Origin of the sequence: Ponticaulis koreensis DSM 19734, assembly GCF_000420665.1 — a bacterium.
GTDB classification, from domain to species: Bacteria; Pseudomonadota; Alphaproteobacteria; order Caulobacterales; family Hyphomonadaceae; genus Ponticaulis; species Ponticaulis koreensis.
In genome coordinates, this window is the sequence record NZ_ATVJ01000001.1 from 1,160,413 (window position 1) to 1,179,549 (window position 19,137).

The window sequence follows — 19,137 nt, forward strand, 5'->3', positions numbered from 1 at the left end:
AACGAGTCGGACCTGACAGTGAGTTTTCCAGACGGCATTCTAGCAGATCATCAGATTGAAGCAGCCATTGCAAACGGCATGGTGCGATCAGACACGCCGTTCGCACCGCTTCAGGTGCAGCCGGCGAGCATTGATCTGCGCCTTGGCACGAAAGCCTATCGCCTGCGCGCCAGTTTTTTGCCGAACGGGCGAACGGTCGAAGAATGCCTGACAGATGATATCGTCATGCACACGGTCGATCTGAGCAATGGCGCAGTTCTGGAGACGGGCTGTGTCTATCTCGTGCCTCTGCAGGAATATGTGTCTCTGCCGGAAGGCGTGACCGCGACGGCAAACCCGAAAAGCTCAACAGGCCGTATTGATGTATTTGTCCGCCTTATCGCGGATGGTGTTTCCCGCTTTGACGGCATTCCGGAAGGCTATGACGGCCCGCTTTACGCAGAAGTCAGCCCACGGACATATTCGGTTCTGGCGCGCCCGGGTGACCGGCTACTTCAGATGCGGTTTCGGTCCGGCGAACACACGCCGACCAATTCTCTCGATTTCTCAATTCATCTTGAACCGCTGCAGGATGGTCTGATCGGCTATCGCGCCCGCCGTCATGCCCGCGTGCTGGATCTTTCCAAAGTGGGTGGCCACCGGATTGATGATTATTGGGAGCCGGTTTTTGCCCGCAATGGCAGGCTTATTCTTGATCCGGATGAATTTTACATTCTCGCCTCGAAAGAGTTTGTGAGCATTCCGGTGGACCGCGCCGCAGAGATGGCGCCCATCGCGCCGGACCTTGGAGAATTCCGTGCCCATTATGCAGGCTTTTTTGATCCGGGCTTTGGCTGTGACGGCGTTTCAGGCCGCGCCGTGCTGGAGGTGAGGGGCCGCGATGTGCCGTTCATCCTCGAGCATGGCCAGCCGGTCGGGCGTCTGGTTTTTGAGCCTATGTCAGCGCTGCCGCGTGCGCCATACGGTACTGAGGGCTCAAACTATCAGGGGCAAGGGCTGAAGCTTTCCAAGCATTTCGCCTAAGTAGTGGGGGTATAAATGGAGATAGACTGGAATCTAGTCGTTCAAATTATCATTCCTTTAGTTGCAGCTTTTTTAGGTGCTTGCGCGGTTCATGCATTTGAACGCAAGCCGAAGTTGCAAGCATGGTTCCTGCATGCTGGTGCCATACAAATTAAGGCGGACTCGCCCTTCAAAGTACATACTCACGTGATCGTTCTCAAAAATGCAGGTACAAAGTCAGCAAATTGTGTTCGGATTTCGCATACGACTTTGCCCGATTTCAGCGTTTTTCCGGATTCTGAGTATAAAATTATTGATTTGCCAGGGGGCGGCAAGGAGATTTTCCTAGAAAGCTTAGTGCCCGGACAGACACTAAACATTAGTTATCTGTACGACCCGCCTCTAACTTTTGATCAGATACACAATGGCATTCGTTTCGCTGACGGAGTTGCAACGCAAATTCCGATTAAAGCTGCTCCCGTTGTGAGTAAGCAGCTCGAAGTTACTGCTGGGGTCTTGATGTCGGTAGGATTTATCACGCTGATCTATCTCGGTGTTTTGTTGTTTTCACACTTGATGGCCTTATGACGTGGTTGGCTAATTATTTTTGCCGGTAAGTATGATATAAATCGCCGCTATGAGTTATGATGTTGGCCGCGGTGATCTTGTACTTTGCGTCGATGCAGCCCCGAACCATGTGACGGGCGAGCCTGTACCACTGGTGGCGGGTGAAACCTATACTGTCTATGATCTCTGGCTGTTTGCCTGCCCGTGCGGGCGCTCTGATGCCTTGTTAGACGTTGGCGTCGGATTCGCCTGGTGCCAGTCCCGCTTCCGTCTTCTGCCAAAGCCGAAGGCGAAAGAAAAGCGCCGCAAAGTCTCCGTCCCGAAAGAGCTAGAAAAGGTCGACTAGCGCAAAAAAAGAACCCCGCTCGTCGCGAAACGAACAGGGCTCTGGTGTGATTTCTCAGTAAACGTTAGCTGCGGATGACGACGCCGATCCAGCCCATACCGTCATAGCCTTCATAGCCGGTGGTGCGGGCGAAATAGATATGCTTTCCGCCGCTCGTATAGCTGCCCATATTGTCTCCGCCCATCTGCAGATCGAACTTCTGAGCAATGCCCTGACCGTCAGATGCGGCAATGCAGTAATGATCGTAATTCAGAAGAAGAACGCGTGTTGACTTCCATTCTGCCGGTGTGAATGGCGGCTCTTCAGCAACAACAGAGTGCCCCTGCGCCGACCAGTCAAAGTGTACACCAAGAACGCCGAGAATTTTGCCCGTGCGCTCTCCGCCTTCACGAACAGCGGTCGCATAGGTCAGAATGCGGGAATTGTAGTCATATGAGTGATATACGCGGCTGACGACATAATCGTCGCCTGAGTTCGTGCTCATGGCCTGCTGATACCAAGGCTCGTCGGCTGCACTCCGGCCCACAAAGTTGCGGGCCTGCGAGTTTGCGCAGGCGAACAGCTTGCCACTGGTGTCGACGAGAACGAGGTCCTTATAGACGGTGTAATAGCGGTGGATGACGCTGAGGCGTTTTTGCGCAAATGACTGGGCTTCGCGGTTTTCTGGCTGCGCGAGGGCGTCCCAGAATGCTGTGTCGGTCGCCCACCAGCGCACATCTGCGGTGCGTTCAAAAAGGTTGCGAACGATAAGCTGAACCGTAGAGAGCGCGATGTCTTTCATGCGCTGGTCGCCAAGCTTTTTGGCAACCTCGACCGTGTGTTCCAGTGGCGGCACGACGACCTGCTCGAAACGCTCGGCCGCCTGTTTGGCCTGATCAGCGAGATTTTTGACTTCGCCCGCAACAACTTCAAAGCCTTTACCGGCTTCACCAACACGTGCGGCCTCAATGGTCGCGTTCAGCGCCAGCAGCTTTGTGCGATCTGCAATTTCGCGGTTCTGACGGGAAAATCCGAATACAGACTTTTTGAGCTCTTCAAGGCTCGCATCAATGCCGCGCTCGCTGACGTCAGATTGTTTTACTTCGATGGACGTGTGTGTTTGTGCGCCATAGCTTGTGTCGCGCTTGGCTGCGCTAAAACTGTTCATTCTGCCCTCACCAACCAGTTGATCCTGATCTCCCTTCGCAAGTACTCGCATGAAAAGCTGGAAAAAGGATTAACCGTGAGGCGTTTTACTTGGTTGTAGTGAAGTATAGATCGCTTAAATATTGATCATTCACCTGCCCTAAAAGAGGGCAGGTGAAAACGTGTTTAGTAATTGATTGATTACGTCAGGTTTAACAGGTCCGGGTCGCCACCTTGTGCCGCAGTATTCACCGTGACAGTTCTTTCGACCGCAAAACGTTGCAAGTAATGGGGGCCGCCGGCTTTCGGGCCGGTGCCTGATAGTCCTTCGCCGCCAAATGGCTGTACGCCAACCACCGCCCCGGTCATGGAACGGTTCACATACGTATTGCCGACTTTGACTGCATCGCGCACTTCCCGTGAGAAGCTTTCAAGGCGCGAGTGGATGCCGAGCGTCAGACCATAGTCTTTCGCTTCGAGCTGCGGTGCGACCTTGTTGAGACGATCAGGATCGTATCGCACGACATGGAGTACAGGACCGAAGACTTCACGTTCCATGCTTTCAATATTCTTCATCTCAATAAGTGTCGGGAAGAAGAAGGTCTGCTTTTCAGGCAGGCCCTCCGGTGCAACGCGCTTCAGGATTTTCGCGCTCTTCCCGAGACCGTTCAGATAATTGACCAGGGTCGTTTCAGCGTCCTTATCGATCACCGGACCAATGTCGGTGGAAGGCAGAGCCGGGTCGCCAAGCTGAAGCTCGTCCATAGCGCCTTTAATACCCTCGATGAGCATGTCCGCGGTATCGTCCGGCAGATAAGCGATGCGCAATGCAGAGCAGCGCTGGCCAGCAGAACCGAATGCAGAGCTGACAATGTCATCAATGACCTGTTCGCGCAGGGCGGTCGTATCAACGAACATGGCGTTCATGCCGCCGGTTTCGGCGATCAGCGGAAGGATCGGTCCTTCGCGGTCTGCGAGTGTCTTGTTGATCAGACGGGCAACTTCGGTGGAGCCGGTGAAGCAGACGCCGCCAAGATCTTTATGCTTGGTCAGCGGCGCGCCAATGGTTTCGCCATCGCCTGGAAGCAGGTGAAGCACGCCTTTTGGAACCCCTGCTTCAAGGAACAGCTTTACGGCCTCGAACGCGGTGAAAGACGTTTGTTCTGCAGGTTTTGCGATAACGGCATTACCTGCTGCAAGCGCTGCTGCAACCTGGCCGGTGAAGATCGCCAGCGGGAAGTTCCATGGCGAAATGCAGACAAACGTGCCGCGGCCATGAAGGCTCAGATGGTTTGTCTCGCCCGTTGGGCCCGGCAGGCGGGTCGGCTGGTTGAAGTGGGTTTCGGCTTCGTGCGCGTAGTAGCGGCAGAAATCGACGGCTTCGCGAACTTCGGCCACGCCGTCGGCCAGCGTTTTGCCGCCTTCGCGAGACATGAGCGCGATGAAGAAGTCCATATTCTCTTCGAGCTTGTTACCCATTTCGCGCAGAATGTCCGCGCGGGCAACACCGCCTTTCTCATCCCATGCGGGCTGGGCTTTTTTCGTGGCTTCAAAGGCTTTCTCAATATCTTTTGGGCCAGCCCATTTCATCTTACCGATGACGCGGGAAAGATCATGCGGGCAGAGCACGTCATGCTTGCCATCAGTACTGGATTTGCCGTCAACAATCGGGCCGCCTTTGCGCGGCATGGACTTATCCAGCTTTGCGATAGCTTCGGCAATCGCGTCGCGAGATGACTTCTCTGACAGGTCGAGACCTTTGGAGTTGCGGCGGTCTGCACCGAACAGGGCAGGTGGGCGCGCAATACGCGGGTGGCGGCGATTGCCTGCCTCGATAAGTGCTATGCCATCATAGACCACGTCGTCCACGGGTACGTCTTCATCGAGGAATGTGTTCACGAACGAGGAATTGGCGCCGTTCTCTAGCAGCCGGCGTACCAGGTATGGCAGGAGGTCTTTGTGTGCCCCAACCGGCGCGTAGACACGTACCCGGTGCGCTTCGCCTGCCGCTTTGTAGAGCGCTTCGCCCATACCGTGCAGACGTTGGAACTCGTAATTTTCGACATTCAGCTCTTCAGCCATCAGGCGGACGGCTGCGAGCGTGTGCGCGTTGTGGGTCGCGATCTGTGGATACAGCTTAGGCGAAGCCTGCATGAGAAGGCGTGCACAGTGCAGATAGTGAAGGTCTGTTGCGTCTTTGGTGGTGAAGACCGGGAAGTCGTCAATGCCCTCATTCTGGGCGTGCTTGATTTCGGTATCCCAGTAAGCGCCTTTCACCAGGCGCACCATGATGCGTCGATCAGTTTCTTCTGCGAGCTTGTGAAGGCGCTCAATCACATGGCCAGCGCGCTTCTGATAGGCTTGCACGGCAAGGCCAAGGCCGCGCCAGCCTTCAAGCGAAGGTTCGCGGGCAAGGCGGTCGATGATTTGCATCTGAATGACGAGACGGTCGGCTTCCTCGGCATCAAGGCAGAGGTGAATGCCGCGCTTGTGAGCCATTTCGCAGAGTTCCAGAACGCGCGGATAAAGCTCCTCCATCACGCGATCTGTTTTCACAGCTTCGTAGCGTGGGTGAAGCGCGGACAGTTTGACCGAGACACCGTTTTCAAGTTCTGGCGGATGGCCCTCGGTGGCATCGTCGATTGCGCGAATAGAGGATTTGTAAGCCTCCATATACCGATCTGCGTCAGCTGCGGTGCGTGCACCTTCGCCAAGCATGTCGAAAGAGAAGGTCGCCGCATCGTCTTCGCGGATCATTTTCTTGCCGCGCTTAATGGCGGCGGACACATTGCGGCCCAGAACGAATTGTTCGCCCATGATCCGCATGGCTTGCATCATCGCGGTCCGGATCACCGGCTCGCCGCTCTCACGCACAAGGCCCTGAACAAATTTCGCCGGGCTACGTACAGCATCCGCAGACGGGCCGATCACACGACCTGTCAGCATGAGTCCCCATGTTGAGGCATTCACGAGCCAGCTTTCAGATTGGTTCAGGTGAGAAGACCAGTCACCGGACCGCATCTTTTCGGCGATCAGGTCGTCACGTGTTTCTGCGTCTGGAATGCGCAGCAGCGCTTCGGCCAGACACATCAGCGCGATGCCTTCCTGATTGGAAAGGCCGAACTCTTCGAGGAAGGATTCCATAATGCCTTTGCGCTTGGCATTCGCGCGCGCGATCTGGACAATTTCCTGACCGATACGCACAGCCTCTTTACGCTGGCCTTCACTTACTGGAGGGCGATCAAGAAGATCGGCTACGACCTCTTCCTCACGTGAGTGCTTGAATTCATCGATCTGATTCCAAACATCAGAGGCTTTGGTCATATTTTTCTCTCCTTATAAAAATTCAGTACTAACCTTGCCCCGAAAGCCTGCGACTTCAAGGGTTCGCGGCCTCACACGGGGCAAAACGGGAAAGCCGATTTCTGCGCTGACGAAGTAAACGCGGACGCATAAACATTGTTCATAAATTTGCGCTTGGGGCTGCTTCGTGCGAAACGCTGCCTTGCTTTTGCCTTCCTGATTTGGAACAGCTTGTTTCCTGTTTCTGATCGCCGGTTTTTTCGGGAGAGTTCTGATGAAAATTATGCTCGTCACAGACGCTTGGGCACCTCAGGTGAACGGTGTTGTTCGAACCCTCAACCGTGTGATCGAAGAATGCGAAGCGATGGGGCACGAGTTCGAGGTTGTCTCACCGGCTGACGGATTCAAAACCATCCCGCTGCCGACATACAATGAGATCCAGCTCGCGCTTGGCGCCAAGAAGGCGATCATCGAGCGCTTTAACGAGTTTGAACCGGCTGCGGTGCATATCGCAACCGAAGGCACGCTGGGCATGGCGGCGCGATCCATGTGCCTCAAAATGAAGTTCCCGTTCACGACAAGCTATCACACACGCTTTCCGGAATATGTTTCCGCGCGCTTGCCGGTGCCGCTCAGCTGGGGCTATGGCTTTATGCGCTGGTTCCACCGTTATTCCGGCCATGTGATGGTCGCAACGCCCTCCATGCGCGAGGAGCTTGAAGAGCACGGCTTCGGCAATGTTGTTGCCTGGTCGCGCGGCGTGGACACAGACCTTTTCCATCCGGACAAACGAGAAACCATGCCGGATCCGTTCGAAGGCATGGAGCGTCCGATCTATCTCAACGTCGGCCGCGTGGCGGTTGAGAAGAATATCGAAGCCTTTGTAGAGCTCGATCTGCCGGGCACGAAAGTCGTTGTCGGCGACGGCCCGCAGCGTGAAGAGCTTCAAAAGAAGTATCCGGGCGTTAAATTCCTCGGTGCGAAGTTCGGTGATGAGCTGGCAGCCTGCTTTGCCCATTCAGATGTTTTCGTCTTCCCGAGCCTGACGGACACATTCGGTCTGGTCATCCTTGAGGCCATGGCTGCCGGCACGCCGGTCGCAGGATACAATGCACCGGGGCCGAAAGACCTTATTCCGGGATCCAATGCGGGCGTTGTGTCTGATGATCTGCGCGAGGCTGCTCTTGGCTGTCTGGAGATGAAGCGCGAAGACTGCCGCAAATATGCTGAAGGGTATTCATGGCGGGCGTGCGCCGAGACGTTCATCACGAATCTGGAGCCACTGCCGACGCCGGAACGTCGCCGCTTCTGGAACCGTTTGCGCCGCCTGCGTCGACGCCGCGAGCGTGACCAGGAGAGCGTTCTGTAAGAACCGGCGCGCAATCGCGAGAGTTGAGAAAGGCAGGGCTTCGGTTCTGCCTTTTTTCTGGGCGAATTTCCTGCGAATATGCCGCACAGAAGGTCCATTCTTCCAGATTGAAATAAAAGATTGGAATACTATTCTCTTTGGTGCTAGTGCCGCGCTAAATTCAACTGCGAAGACCAAAATGAGTGATATTTCTGCCCCTTCAAACCTGCAGATCGAGGATCGAAACACCTTGAAACACAAATGGTATGAAGACGTATTTGCTATCCTGCTAGGCGCCCTGTTTATCGGCATGGGCGTCACGGTCTATTCGGAGGCCATGCTTCTGACGGGCGGCGTTGCGGGTATGTCGCTGATCCTCTCCTACATTGCACCGCTCAGCTTCGGTACGTTCTTCTTCCTTCTGAATCTGCCATTTTATCTTCTGGCGATCCTTCGCATGGGGTGGGAGTTCACGCTAAAAACGGTTGTCGCGGTGACTCTGGTGTCGATCTTTCCGAATCTGGTGAGCGGCTGGATATCCGTTGAAACACTCAGCCCGCTTTTCGCGGCGATCCTTGGCGGCGCGATGATTGGTATGGGCATGATTGCGCTGTTCAGGCATGGCGCGGGCATTGGCGGTGTCAGCATTCTGGCGCACTTCCTTCAGGAAAAAGGCGTTATGCGCGCTGGCTGGGTGCTCTTGTCTATTGATGCCGTCATTCTCGTGGCCTCGGCATTTGTGCTCCCGCTGACCAATCTGGTTTATTCGGTTGTCGGCGCTGTCGTGCTGAACCTGATGGTCGGAATTAACCATCGCCCCGGCCGATATTTTGGGCGGTAAACGTATTCACATTTTTCGTGATACCCAGCTATCTTAAATTGACAATATCACTAAATAGGTCATGCTCGTCCTCATAACTCTGCCTGCCGCACACGATAGCGGCAGAGACATATGAGGGAGGAATTATGTACTGGAAAATGCTTGCAGCCTCTGCGGCTGCATTGAGCTTTGGCATGGCTGCACATGCCGGCCATCATGAAGACGGCGAAATGCACGAGCATGTGCCTGCCGTCGGTTACACCCCGACTGATCTGATCGATACTGCTATTGTTGAAACGCCAAACGGACGTCTCGTTGGTGAGGATATGGGCGATTACCACGCCTTTCGCGGTATTCCGTATGCCCAGCCCCCAATCGGTGACCTTCGCTGGCGTGCGCCGCAGCCGGTAGAGCCGTGGACGGGCGATCGTGCAGTCATCGAGTTTCAGGCGCCTTGTGTTCAGCCTGCGATCGCCGACCCGAGCCTTCCGAATGGTGGCGGCGTCGTTGGCGTAAAATCCGAAGACTGCCTCTATATGGAAGTTTACGCGCCAGAGAATGCTGAGAATGCGCCTGTCATGCTCTGGATGCATGGCGGTGCGGCCTTTCTGGGCGCGGGCCATCTCGGCTCCTATCACGGTGAGGCGAATGCCGCGAACGGTGTGATTACCGTGTCCATCAATTATCGGCTCGGTCCGCTCGGCTATTTCGCACACCCCGCGCTGACAGCAGAAGGCGGCCCCACAGGTGACTTTGCTATGATGGACGCCGTTGCCGCGCTTGAATGGATTCAGGAGAATATCGCCTCCTTCGGTGGCGATCCGGACAATGTCACCATTGCCGGTCAGTCGGCTGGCGGCGTGATGGTGATCAACCTTCTGTCTATCCCGTCGGCTGAAGGCCTGTTCGATAAGGCGATTGTCCAGTCCGGCGCATTCGTGTCTCCGGGGCGGGAGCTCGCCGCCGCTGAGCAGCTCGGCGTGGAAGGCATGGCGACTTTGGATGTGCCTGCAGATGCGACAGCGGACATGCTGCGCAGTGTTTCAGCTCAGTCACTGACCTATAACCCGGCGCTGCGCCGCGGTATTTCCGGAACGATTGACGGCAGGTTCAACACCGTGTCGCCACGCGCGGCGATGGATGCGGGCCGCGAGGCCGATGTGCCTGTGCTTGTGGGTTCCAATATGGGTGAAGGTGGTTTCTCCCGCGCGACCCAGCTCGCCGCAGAAACAGGTGATGAAGGCGCGCCTGCGTTCCTCTACCATTTCCGTTATATGCCTGAGTTCCGCGAGGCCGCCTGGGGTAATGGCCCGATCCACTCTGCCGAGCTGATGTACACCTTCGACTCGCTTGAAACCTCAAGCTGGGGCGCTGGTCGCACCACTGCGGAAGACGAGGCCTATGCCGATATTGTGAATTCCTGCTGGACCAGTTTCATGCATATGAATCCGTCATCCACCACGATTGCCTGTAATAACGGGTTTGAGTGGCCAGCTTACACGCCGGAATCCGGCGCGGTGGCCGTGTTTGATGAAGAGATCACTGTAGGGGATGCTTCCACCATTCCTGACGGCCCGCAAAGCTAGACAACCAGCTCCTCCCCAGACGTCCCCTCGACGTCTGTTCTGCAGGACGCCCCATCCCGTTTTCTTCATCGCGGGGTGGGGCGTTTTGATTTTCATGGTTTCGACCGTAGGGCCGTCAAATCGCAGCTGATTGGATTGATCTTTTTAGTGGGTTTCTTCTAAGCTGATGAAAAGAGGGGGAAATCTATGATCAAGACAGCAATTGCCGCGTTTGGGCTCCTTGCGCTGAGCAGTGGCGCAGCTTTCGCGGACGGGTGCGCAACAACATCGTCAGAATCGATTTCATTCGGCGACAATATCGCTGAAGCGGTCGCGATAGGTGACGACTGCGCCAATAGCGTGGCCCTGATCATTGTGCGCGATGGTGATGGCTCGCCTTTGTATTCGCACGCGACACCAGCGCGTTATCTCTTCGGTTTCTATGAAGTGACTGACGAGCGCAGCATGGCAGATTTTCTGGATGAGCTGATCGGTGTTCCATCTGGAGGTGGCGCATTTACAAGTTCGGAGCTTCCTGAATGGCCGGAGGGGGCAGACTTCCCGGGTGGAAATTTCATAAGCGGTGAATTCCCGTTCTATCCGGAAGAGTGGGTGGATCGCGGCGAGTATCTGCGCTTTCAGAGTATGGATGCACCGGTCTGGTGTCATGTTCAGGGGCAGGAAAGCTCGGCTTGCCTGATTATCGATGGCGACCGCTTGTACAAGATTGGCGTACAGACCTTCCCGGGATAACCAGGAAGAGCCGCTGCACATTCGCGCCTAAATGCCATTTTGAAAGTTTGTGGCCAGCCGGATGAGAAGGTCGCGGCCGGTTTCCAGCGTGTCATCGTTAAAGTCGTATTCAGGGTGGTGCAGCGGTTTGGTTTCAAGCCCCGCGCCCAGCCAGATATACGCGCCCGGCACTTCCTGCAGCATGAGCGAGAAATCTTCTGACGCCATGCTCGGCCGGAAGCCTGTGTCGACATGGTCTTCGCCGACCAGCTCACTTGCGACACGTCGGGCATAGTCGGCCTCGGCTGGCGTATTGATGGTGCTCGGATAGCCTTCCTCGTAGGCAAGGCTGACGCTGACGCCGTGGGCGCCGCACACAGATTCTGCAACGCGCAGCATCTCGGCGCGGATGAAATCGCGTACCTCGCCTGAGAAGCACCGCACTGTGCCCATCACCCTCATTTCTTCAGGGATGACGTTGAACGTGTGCCCGCCATGCATTTGAGTGGTCGTCAGAACGGCCGGATCGTGCGGGCTGACCTTGCGGCTGACGATTGTCTGCAGTGCGAGGACGAGTTCGGCCGCCGTGGTGACCGGGTCCTTCGTCGTCTCCGGCATGGCGGCGTGCCCACCCACACCTTTCAGCGTAAAGGTGAAGCTGTCATAGGAGGCCATCATCGGGCCGGGCTGAACGGCAATGCGCCCCGCTGGCAGGCCTGGCCAGTTGTGAAGCGCAAATACGGCGTCGCACGGGAATAGCTTGAACAAGCCTTCTTCCACCATACGCTTGCCGCCGCCGAAATTCTCTTCAGCCGGCTGGAAGATGAAATGGATGGTGCCTTTGAAGTTGCGCGATGCTGCCAGCGCCTCTGCCGCGCCGATCAGCATGGCGGTGTGCCCGTCATGACCGCAGGCGTGCATAACGCCGTGATGGGTGGAGCGGTGCGCCGCGCCGGATTGTTCTTCAATTGGTAGCGCGTCCATATCTGCACGAAGGCCAATCACTGGTCCGTCACCATTTTTCAGCGTGCCAACCACGCCGGTTTCTGCAAGCCCGCGATGTATTTCGATGCCCGCGCGGGTGAGCGCCTCAGCGACAAGATTGGAGGTTCGGTTTTCCTGAAAGGCAAGTTCTGGATGCGCGTGAATATCTCGCCGGATCGCACGCATTCTGGCAATCGGGTCGTTGGTCTCGGTCAGCGTATCGGCCATGATATGGCTCCATTTGAGTGTGCATCAATATTGTAGAGCCAGCGCTGCTGTTTTGAAAACGGTATCTGCGCGCGTACTGCTCAAATTAGCAGGAGTTGGGCGATACTCTTTTTTCACGCTGAGCCGCGGTTCTGTGTTGACGTGAATTCGACAGATCGATATACACCGCGCTTCCAATTCAGCGTGCGGTTATGGCGGAATTGGTAGACGCGCACGGTTCAGGTCCGTGTGGGGCGACCCGTGGAGGTTCGAGTCCTCTTAACCGCACCAACCCTTTCTCCGGTATAGTCCGAAATCATCCAAAAAATTGAACTAAATCAAGCGATAATGCCTTTTTTTGGCTTGTCGCTGTCCGGACTCGCACGGTGTAGTCCGGTTGTATCCGAGCGATTTGTGGGTATTTTTGTGGGTATATTTCGTTCGAGTCCCAGTTTTTCAGGGAGTCGATACCCACACCTGAAAAGGGCCCGGAAACATGAAGCTTTCCGATATAAAAGTTAGGAATCTCAAGGTACAAGAGAAAGCGTATAAGCTTTTCGATGGTGAGGGGCTCTATATTCATGTGATGCCAAACGGCTCTAAACTCTGGCGAATGAGCTATCGCTTCGAGAAGAAACAAAAGGTTCTTTCTTTCGGAATATACCCTCAAGTGAGCCTTCAGAGGGCTAGAGAGAAGCGCCTGGACGCAAAGCGGCTTCTTGCTGACGGCATTGACCCTATGCAGCAGGCGCGCGCCGAAGAGGCCGAGAACGCAGCAGAGAACGAACACACATTTGAGAAGATCGCGCTTGAATATCTGGAGAAGAGCGTCAAAGACGGCAACGCCGAAGCGACCATGAAAAAGAAGCGCTGGTATTGCCGCATGGCATGCGACGAATTCGGCAAAATGCCTATTCGGGAAATCACGGCTCCGATTGTGCTGGGCGCGATCCGCAAACAGGAGGACGCGGGCAATGGCGAAACCGCGCACAAGCTGCGAACCTTTGTCGGGCAGGTGTTCCGCTATGCCGTTGCAACGGGCAAGGCGGAGAATGACCCAACCTTCGCGCTTCGTGGTGCTTTAGTCTCTCACAAGAAAACGCATATGGCGGCTTTGGTTGAACGTGACGACTTTGCAGCGCTGGTAAAGGCAGTGTGGAATTATGAGGGAGGCGGGCCAAGCATTCGCGCGGCGCTTAAGCTGATGGTGCTTTTATATCCGCGTCCGGGTGAACTTCGCTTTTCAACGTGGAGCGAGTTCGATCTGGAAAAGGCTGTCTGGACCATTCCAGCTGAGCGCATGAAGATGCGGCGCGAACACAAAAAGCCATTGTCAAAACTCGCCGTCGACATCCTCACCGAGCTGAAGCCTTTCACTGCTGACGCCCCGCTCGCGTTTCCTTCCCTGATCGCACGGGCGAAGCCGTTGAGTGAGAACACGCTAAACCAGTCTTTGCGCCGTATGGGCTTTGATAAGACAGAGGCGACGTCGCACGGGTTTCGTTCCAGTGCGTCCAGCCTTCTGAATGAAAGCAATCTCTGGAATCCTGACGCGATCGAAGCAGAGCTGGCGCATAAAGTGCGTGATCAGATCCGCGGCGCTTACATGCGCACACCATTCTGGGACGAACGCGTCCGCATGGCTGAATGGTGGTCCGAACAAGTGCGGGAGATGGCTGGAAATCGGAACATATAAAGAACAAATGGCGAGAATTATATTGAAACTGTCAGGAACTCGCAGGGTGGACTCACGAAACCGGACCAAATGATATATTATAAAGCACCATAGGTAGTATCCGGATGTTGACGGAGTACAGAATATGGAAAGTTCGCCGCGGTCTGGCACAAATGGCATGTCGGAAAAAGAACAGGTCGCGAAAGCGGACGTGCAGTTCTGGGGAAGGGTTCCGCATCTCCGGCCTCATGAGATTGCAGCTTTAGCAATCGGTAGAGATCCGATAGCGATACAAAAGCTAGAAAAGTCCGGGCATGTGAATTCTTGCGAAGACTTCTCGGCCTACATCGCTGTAAAATTTCTGGTAGATCGCGCAATTGAAACAAACGATCTGTCGCCTCCTATCCGGCCCAGCCAAATGATTGAGTGGATGGACAGTTTGTTCATCAAGGTGCCAGCTGATTTTCGGAATGTCGTGGAAAGCATTTATCCGGTGCGAGATTACCGGGCGTTATGTCGAGCGCTATTTGCAAAGGCAAACGCTGACGACGAGAAGATCATGCAGCTCCGTGATCAAATGAAGAAGCTCATTGAAGAGCGTGAAGCAGATGTTCGTGAATTTGGCGAGTGGTCCGACGGTGTGCTCGATACCATGGATGAATTGCACGACACCTTGTTAACGCTGCAAGAGCAAATTCAGCTGATAGAGGCCGAGGCCTCAACCGAATTGCCTACGCCTGAGTTTGCCAACGATAATAATGAAGCAACTAACACAATACTTCTCTCAGATTTGGATCCGCGGGCTGTTACGTCGCTTCAGAAAATAATTGTTGGATTGGCTATTGCTTTTCGTGGGTACTCCCCTCTTTCGGAGAGCAATGAGAGGTCGACGTCCAAAGAGTTGGAGAGCGTACTTGCTGAGGTGGGACTGAATTTAAACTGGAAGACGATTGAAAAGGTTCTTGTCGAGGCGAGAGTTCGGCTCAGTGAACAAGGCCTTCTCAAGCCATGGAAATAGACTTATTTCTGCGGAAATAGCGCCTAATTCCAGACAATTTCGATAGAACCAAACAGGATTGCCTCATTCACTAAAGAGCGAGGTAAAACCATGTTTGACGAATTCGAATTTCCTAAGACGGGCTTTGTGCGCATTAAGCAGATAATCGCGCCGTGGGGGCCCATCCCTGTTTCAAAATCCACATGGTGGCAGGGCGTTAAAGATGGGCGCTTCCCTAAAGGACATAAGCTTGGCCCGGGCGTGACTGTCTGGCGCGCTGAAGAAATCCGCGCGCTGTATGAGCCGGTTCATGAATGAGGTGCAGAACTTGAGTTTGTTCCGCTATGTCCGTTTCTGCACATCCAGGAAGCCAACACGATAGCCCCCATGCCCGGCTTTATGATCGAGACCATGAGCATCCCGCATGGCGGGATCTTAGCCCCGTAGCTTACAAGTTGATCAGTTATCTTCTGGGGAAGTATCGCCCCAATCAGGCGAATAGCTTTCTGGCGGGAGCAAGGCGATTGGGCCTCGCAATCGGAGTAAGCGAAAAAACAGCCGCATGCGCACTCAAAGAACTAATTGATAAAGGGCATTTGTTTGAAGAAAGGGTCGGGCGAAACAGCGGGCCTCGATTATCGCGTGAGAAAGTAGTGTCACTGTCGCGCTGGGACTCTGATACGCGAAAAGGTGATCCTGAATTGCCAAAGAAAGTATGGAGAGAAAGGAACTGAACACTGCATATCTTCCTGTTGAAGACGGTAGATATGCAGGGTTGAGGCGGTCGCTGGAGGCTTTCAAATGCCAGATTCTATCAGGTTTTTGAAACCGGTGAATTCAGGGCGCACACCCGTATAGAGTTAGACCGAATGAGGCCGAACTAATCCACTTACCACATGATTGCGAAAAACAGGGTCGAAGTCTGAATTGTGGAAATGCGAAAAAGTGGATGAAACCGGTTGATCAGAACGCTTTGCGTAGAGATCGCGGGCGGGGGTATGAAGGAGGTTTCTAGTGGGCGGTTACGGATCCGGATGTAATGGGCGGCTGGCTTCGAAGACGGATGAATACCACCGGCTGGATCTGGCGACCTTCAAAAATGACTGGTTTGAAAGTGGACGCTGGGGGCGTGTGACGTGGAGCCGGGGCGGTCATGAAACCGGTAGCGTCGCCTATGTCTGTGGAACCGACTTTCTGAAACTCACCTATTCCGTAGGCAGGGGCGAGAGCCAACAACAGATCCACGAGACCTTCGGGCTGAGTTTCAGCGACCAGAATTTCGGCGGGCAACGGCGCTGGCTCGTGTGTAAATGCGGAAGACGTTGCCGCGTGCTCTATGGCGGACGATACTTTCGGTGTCGCCAATGTCACCGGCTTTGCTTTGCCAGCCAATACGAACGTTTCCGCGTGCCCGGTATGGCTGAAGCTGAGACTGTCAGAAAGCGCTTAGGCTTTGAGGTGGGGTTTGCTTATCCGTTCGGAGCAAAACCTAAAGGCATGCACTGGCGAACCTATTACGCTTACAGACAACGTGACTGGGCTATGAGCGACGCAATCGAGCAGGCGCTTGTCGGGCGCTGGGGATTATAGAAATTTTGTTTCGATTGTACTTGGTGGAATCTGCCAGCTTCCGCTATCCCTAAGTGATTCACGGGGAACAGCATGTCAGAAGAAGAAAAGAAAAAGCTCGAAGCCCAGCTTTGGAAGATTGCGAATGAGCTTCGCGGCAAAATGGATGCGGATGAATTCCGCGACTACATTCTCGGCTTCATCTTCTACAAATACCTGTCTGAAAAGCAGTATCTCTACGCGAACGAGTTGCTACAGGGCGAAGCGGTAACGGATTATGCGCAGGTCACGCAGCTGGAAGATATCGCGGCCATCGAACAGGAAAGCCTCGAAAAGCTGGGCTATTTCCTTCCCCCGCAAGAGCTGTTCAGTGCGATCACCAAAAAGGGCAATATCAAGATCGAAGACGGTGAAGAAGCGGCCAGCAACTTCATTCTGGACGATCTGGAGCGGATCCTCACCAATATCGAAAATTCCACCATGGGCACGGAAAGCGAAGACGACTTCAACGCCCTGTTTGAGGATATCGACCTCGCCAGCACAAAGCTTGGCCGTACGCCAGACGCGCGCAACAATCTGATCGCCAAAGTGCTCGCCCACCTCGACGCGATTGATTTCGAGCTGGGCAAAGGCACGGCGGATGTTCTGGGCGATGCCTATGAGTATCTGATCGCGCAATTCGCCAGCGGCGCGGGCAAGAAGGCGGGCGAATTCTACACCCCGCAACAGGTGTCCAAAATCCTCGCCAAGCTTGTCACGCTCGACAAGCAACAGATCAGATCCGCCTATGACCCGACTTGTGGCTCTGGCTCACTTCTGTTGCGTATCTCGCGCGAAGCCGATGTTGCCGAATATTATGGCCAGGAACTGAACCGCACGACCTATAACCTCGCGCGGATGAACATGATCCTGCACGACGTGCATTTCTCGCGCTTTGACATTCGCCAGGAAGACACGCTGGAAGAGCCGCAACACCTCGATCAGCGGTTTGAGGCGATTGTCGCCAATCCGCCTTTCTCGGCCAAATGGAAGGGCAAGGATAACCCCTTAAACGAGACGGACGACCGGTTCAGCCAGTATGGCGCGCTTGCGCCAAGCTCCAAGGCCGATTTTGCCTTTGTGCAGCATATGATTCACCAGCTGGCAGAAAATGGCACGGCGGCGATTGTTATGCCCCATGGTGCGCTGTTCCGTGGCGGGGCGGAAGGCACAATCCGGCAATATATTATCAGAGATCTGAACTATCTCGACGCCGTCATCGGCCTGCCTGCAAACCTGTTTTATGGCACGGGCATTCCCGCCTGTATTCTGGTGCTGAAAAAATGCCGGGTGCATAGCGAAAATATCTTCTTCATTGATGCCAGCGCCGAGTTCGAAAAAATAGGCAATCAGAACGCACTGACAGACGCACATGTGGCGAAAATCATCTCCACTTATGCCGCGCGCCAGAATGTGGAAAAATACGCCCACGCGGCCAACATGGCCGAGATTGCCGAGAATGATTTCAACCTGAATATCCCGCGCTATGTGGATACATTCGTGGAAGAGGCAGAAATTGACCTCGCGGCGGTAACGGCGGAGTTGAAAGCCCTCGAAACCGACATGGCGAAGACTGACGCAACCATTCGTGGCTTTTGCGGCGAACTCGGCATTGCGAGCCCGTTTTGATGGAAAGCGGTACGGTGCCAACAAAACAGACGATGCATGTTCCAGAACTGCGATTTCCGGAGTTTAGTGGCGACTGGGACCACAAGACGATAGGTGAGAGTTTCCCGAAGGTCAGAAACGGCTTCGTCGGCACAGCCACGCCTTTTTATAAGCCGAATGGCATCGCATACTTTCAGGGCAGAAACATCAAGAGCGGCCTGCTTGATCGGGAGGATACTGTCTCGATCTCAGCTGAATTCCACAACAAGCAAACAAAGTCCCAAGTGAAACCATTCGACATTTTAATGGTTCAGTCAGGACATGTTGGCGAATGCGCATGCGTGCCCGAGGGAATTGGAGAGGCAAACTGTCACGCTGTAGTGGTTATGACGCCTGACAAAGAAACGCATTCACCATTCTTTGTGAATTATTTTTATTCAGAAACAGGTTTGCGGCAAATACACAAAATAAAAACCGGAAACACGGTTGAACACATTCTCACAAGCGATCTAAAGCCGCTGGTGGTAGCTACCCCAAAGCTCTCTGAACAGAAGAAAATTGCGTCGTTTTTGTCTGCGGTGGACGAGAAAATCGCGCAGCTGACGCGGAAAAAGGCGCTTCTGGAGGATTATAAAAAGGGATGTATGCAACAACTCTTTTCCCAAAAAATCCGCTTCAAGGACGATGACGGCAATGACTTTCCCGATTGGGAGCCGTTGGAGTTTGGGAAACTAGTGAAACGTTCGTCAGACCGCTTTGATCCTATCGCCAATTCAGAACGCCCCATCTTGATTGAACTTGAGAATATGGATCAGGCGACAGGGATGTTGATTGGCCATGAGGACGTTTCAACTCAGAAAAGCCTGAAAACGTACTTCAAGGCTGGCGACGTTTTATTCGGGAAATTGCGGCCCTATCTGCGCAAGTATGCACAACCAAACTTCGATGGCGTTTGCTCTTCAGAAATTTGGGTGCTTCAGAGCGATGCGGTTCACAAAGGCTTCCTTTTTCAATTGGTACAAACAAGCCAGTTCATGCAGCTGGCGACGATCTCCACCGGCTCCAAAATGCCGCGTGCTGATTGGAACACGATCGCCGATTCACAATTTGACTGGCCGCATTTCGACGAACAGCGGAAAATTGCTGATTTCCTTTCGTCCATTGATGCCCGGATATCATCGGCGGCTACCGAAATCCAATTCGCCCAGACCTTCAAAAAAGGCCTGTTACAACAGATGTTTGTGTGAGGG

At 54.3% G+C, this 19,137-nt stretch carries 16 protein-coding genes and 1 tRNA gene; 14 read left to right on the forward strand and 3 right to left on the reverse strand.

What is annotated here, in order from left to right; all coding sequences use genetic code 11:
• Nucleotides 1-18 precede the first annotated feature (18 nt).
• The 3 genes from G523_RS0106080 to G523_RS0106090 are packed head-to-tail and all read left to right on the forward strand — an operon-like array spanning nt 19 to nt 1,915.
• Nucleotides 19-1,023 carry a 2'-deoxycytidine 5'-triphosphate deaminase gene (locus tag G523_RS0106080; protein WP_022694148.1) on the forward strand — a complete coding sequence of 335 codons (1,005 nt, stop codon included), beginning with the start codon at nt 19-21 and terminating at the stop codon, nt 1,021-1,023.
• A gap of 15 nt (nt 1,024-1,038) precedes the next feature.
• Nucleotides 1,039-1,590 (forward strand): hypothetical protein, encoded by a 552-nt coding sequence (locus G523_RS18245; RefSeq protein ID WP_022694149.1) that lies wholly within the window; start codon nt 1,039-1,041, stop codon nt 1,588-1,590.
• Nucleotides 1,591-1,639: 49 nt separating this feature from the next.
• Nucleotides 1,640-1,915, forward strand: coding sequence for a hypothetical protein (locus G523_RS0106090; protein ID WP_022694150.1), 276 nt, complete (start codon nt 1,640-1,642; stop codon nt 1,913-1,915).
• A gap of 64 nt (nt 1,916-1,979) precedes the next feature.
• On the opposite strand, the gene G523_RS21280 is transcribed toward G523_RS0106090, so the two are convergent.
• Together G523_RS21280 and putA are read right to left on the reverse strand one after the other, a co-directional pair.
• Nucleotides 1,980-3,062, reverse strand: a complete 1,083-nt coding sequence (locus G523_RS21280; protein ID WP_022694151.1) for a methyl-accepting chemotaxis protein — start codon at nt 3,060-3,062, stop codon at nt 1,980-1,982.
• A gap of 179 nt (nt 3,063-3,241) precedes the next feature.
• On the reverse strand, nt 3,242-6,364 hold the full coding sequence (gene putA / locus G523_RS0106100; protein ID WP_022694152.1) for a bifunctional proline dehydrogenase/L-glutamate gamma-semialdehyde dehydrogenase PutA: 3,123 nt from the start codon (nt 6,362-6,364) through the stop codon (nt 3,242-3,244).
• A gap of 253 nt (nt 6,365-6,617) precedes the next feature.
• Between putA and G523_RS0106105 the strand changes: the two genes are divergently transcribed.
• The 4 genes from G523_RS0106105 to G523_RS0106120 all read left to right on the forward strand — a co-directional run bounded on the left by G523_RS0106105 (nt 6,618) and on the right by G523_RS0106120 (nt 10,829).
• Nucleotides 6,618-7,712, forward strand: coding sequence for a glycosyltransferase family 4 protein (locus G523_RS0106105; protein WP_022694153.1), 1,095 nt, complete (start codon nt 6,618-6,620; stop codon nt 7,710-7,712).
• A 178-nt stretch (nt 7,713-7,890) separates the two neighbouring features.
• The gene (locus G523_RS0106110; RefSeq protein ID WP_022694154.1) at nt 7,891-8,532 is read left to right on the forward strand and encodes a YitT family protein; all 642 of its coding nucleotides are present in this window, start codon (nt 7,891-7,893) and stop codon (nt 8,530-8,532) included.
• 125 nt (nt 8,533-8,657) lie between these two features.
• Nucleotides 8,658-10,097, forward strand: a complete 1,440-nt coding sequence (locus G523_RS0106115; protein WP_155802598.1) for a carboxylesterase/lipase family protein — start codon at nt 8,658-8,660, stop codon at nt 10,095-10,097.
• Between the two features lie 186 nt (nt 10,098-10,283).
• Complete coding sequence (locus tag G523_RS0106120) at nt 10,284-10,829, forward strand: hypothetical protein (protein WP_022694155.1); 546 nt, start codon at nt 10,284-10,286, stop codon at nt 10,827-10,829.
• A gap of 27 nt (nt 10,830-10,856) precedes the next feature.
• Here the strand turns inward: G523_RS0106120 and G523_RS0106125 are convergent, their stop codons facing one another.
• On the reverse strand, nt 10,857-12,020 hold the full coding sequence (locus tag G523_RS0106125; protein ID WP_022694156.1) for a M20 aminoacylase family protein: 1,164 nt from the start codon (nt 12,018-12,020) through the stop codon (nt 10,857-10,859).
• Between the two features lie 185 nt (nt 12,021-12,205).
• Between G523_RS0106125 and G523_RS0106130 the strand changes: the two genes are divergently transcribed.
• The 7 genes from G523_RS0106130 to G523_RS0106160 all read left to right on the forward strand — a co-directional run bounded on the left by G523_RS0106130 (nt 12,206) and on the right by G523_RS0106160 (nt 19,134).
• A tRNA-Leu gene (locus G523_RS0106130) sits at nt 12,206-12,290 on the forward strand.
• A 205-nt stretch (nt 12,291-12,495) separates the two neighbouring features.
• On the forward strand, nt 12,496-13,695 hold the full coding sequence (locus G523_RS0106135) for a tyrosine-type recombinase/integrase (protein ID WP_022694157.1): 1,200 nt from the start codon (nt 12,496-12,498) through the stop codon (nt 13,693-13,695).
• A 124-nt stretch (nt 13,696-13,819) separates the two neighbouring features.
• Nucleotides 13,820-14,692 carry a hypothetical protein gene (locus G523_RS0106140; protein ID WP_155802599.1) on the forward strand — a complete coding sequence of 291 codons (873 nt, stop codon included), beginning with the start codon at nt 13,820-13,822 and terminating at the stop codon, nt 14,690-14,692.
• 90 nt (nt 14,693-14,782) lie between these two features.
• Nucleotides 14,783-14,989 carry a helix-turn-helix transcriptional regulator gene (locus G523_RS0106145; RefSeq protein WP_027441504.1) on the forward strand — a complete coding sequence of 69 codons (207 nt, stop codon included), beginning with the start codon at nt 14,783-14,785 and terminating at the stop codon, nt 14,987-14,989.
• A gap of 696 nt (nt 14,990-15,685) precedes the next feature.
• The gene (locus tag G523_RS20635; RefSeq protein ID WP_081648721.1) at nt 15,686-16,261 is read left to right on the forward strand and encodes a hypothetical protein; all 576 of its coding nucleotides are present in this window, start codon (nt 15,686-15,688) and stop codon (nt 16,259-16,261) included.
• Between the two features lie 72 nt (nt 16,262-16,333).
• On the forward strand, nt 16,334-17,908 hold the full coding sequence (locus G523_RS0106155) for a type I restriction-modification system subunit M (protein ID WP_022694160.1): 1,575 nt from the start codon (nt 16,334-16,336) through the stop codon (nt 17,906-17,908).
• On the forward strand, nt 17,908-19,134 hold the full coding sequence (locus G523_RS0106160) for a restriction endonuclease subunit S (protein ID WP_022694161.1): 1,227 nt from the start codon (nt 17,908-17,910) through the stop codon (nt 19,132-19,134). The genes G523_RS0106155 and G523_RS0106160 overlap by 1 nt, the downstream gene beginning before the upstream one ends.
• The last annotated feature ends 3 nt before the right edge of the window (nt 19,135-19,137 follow it).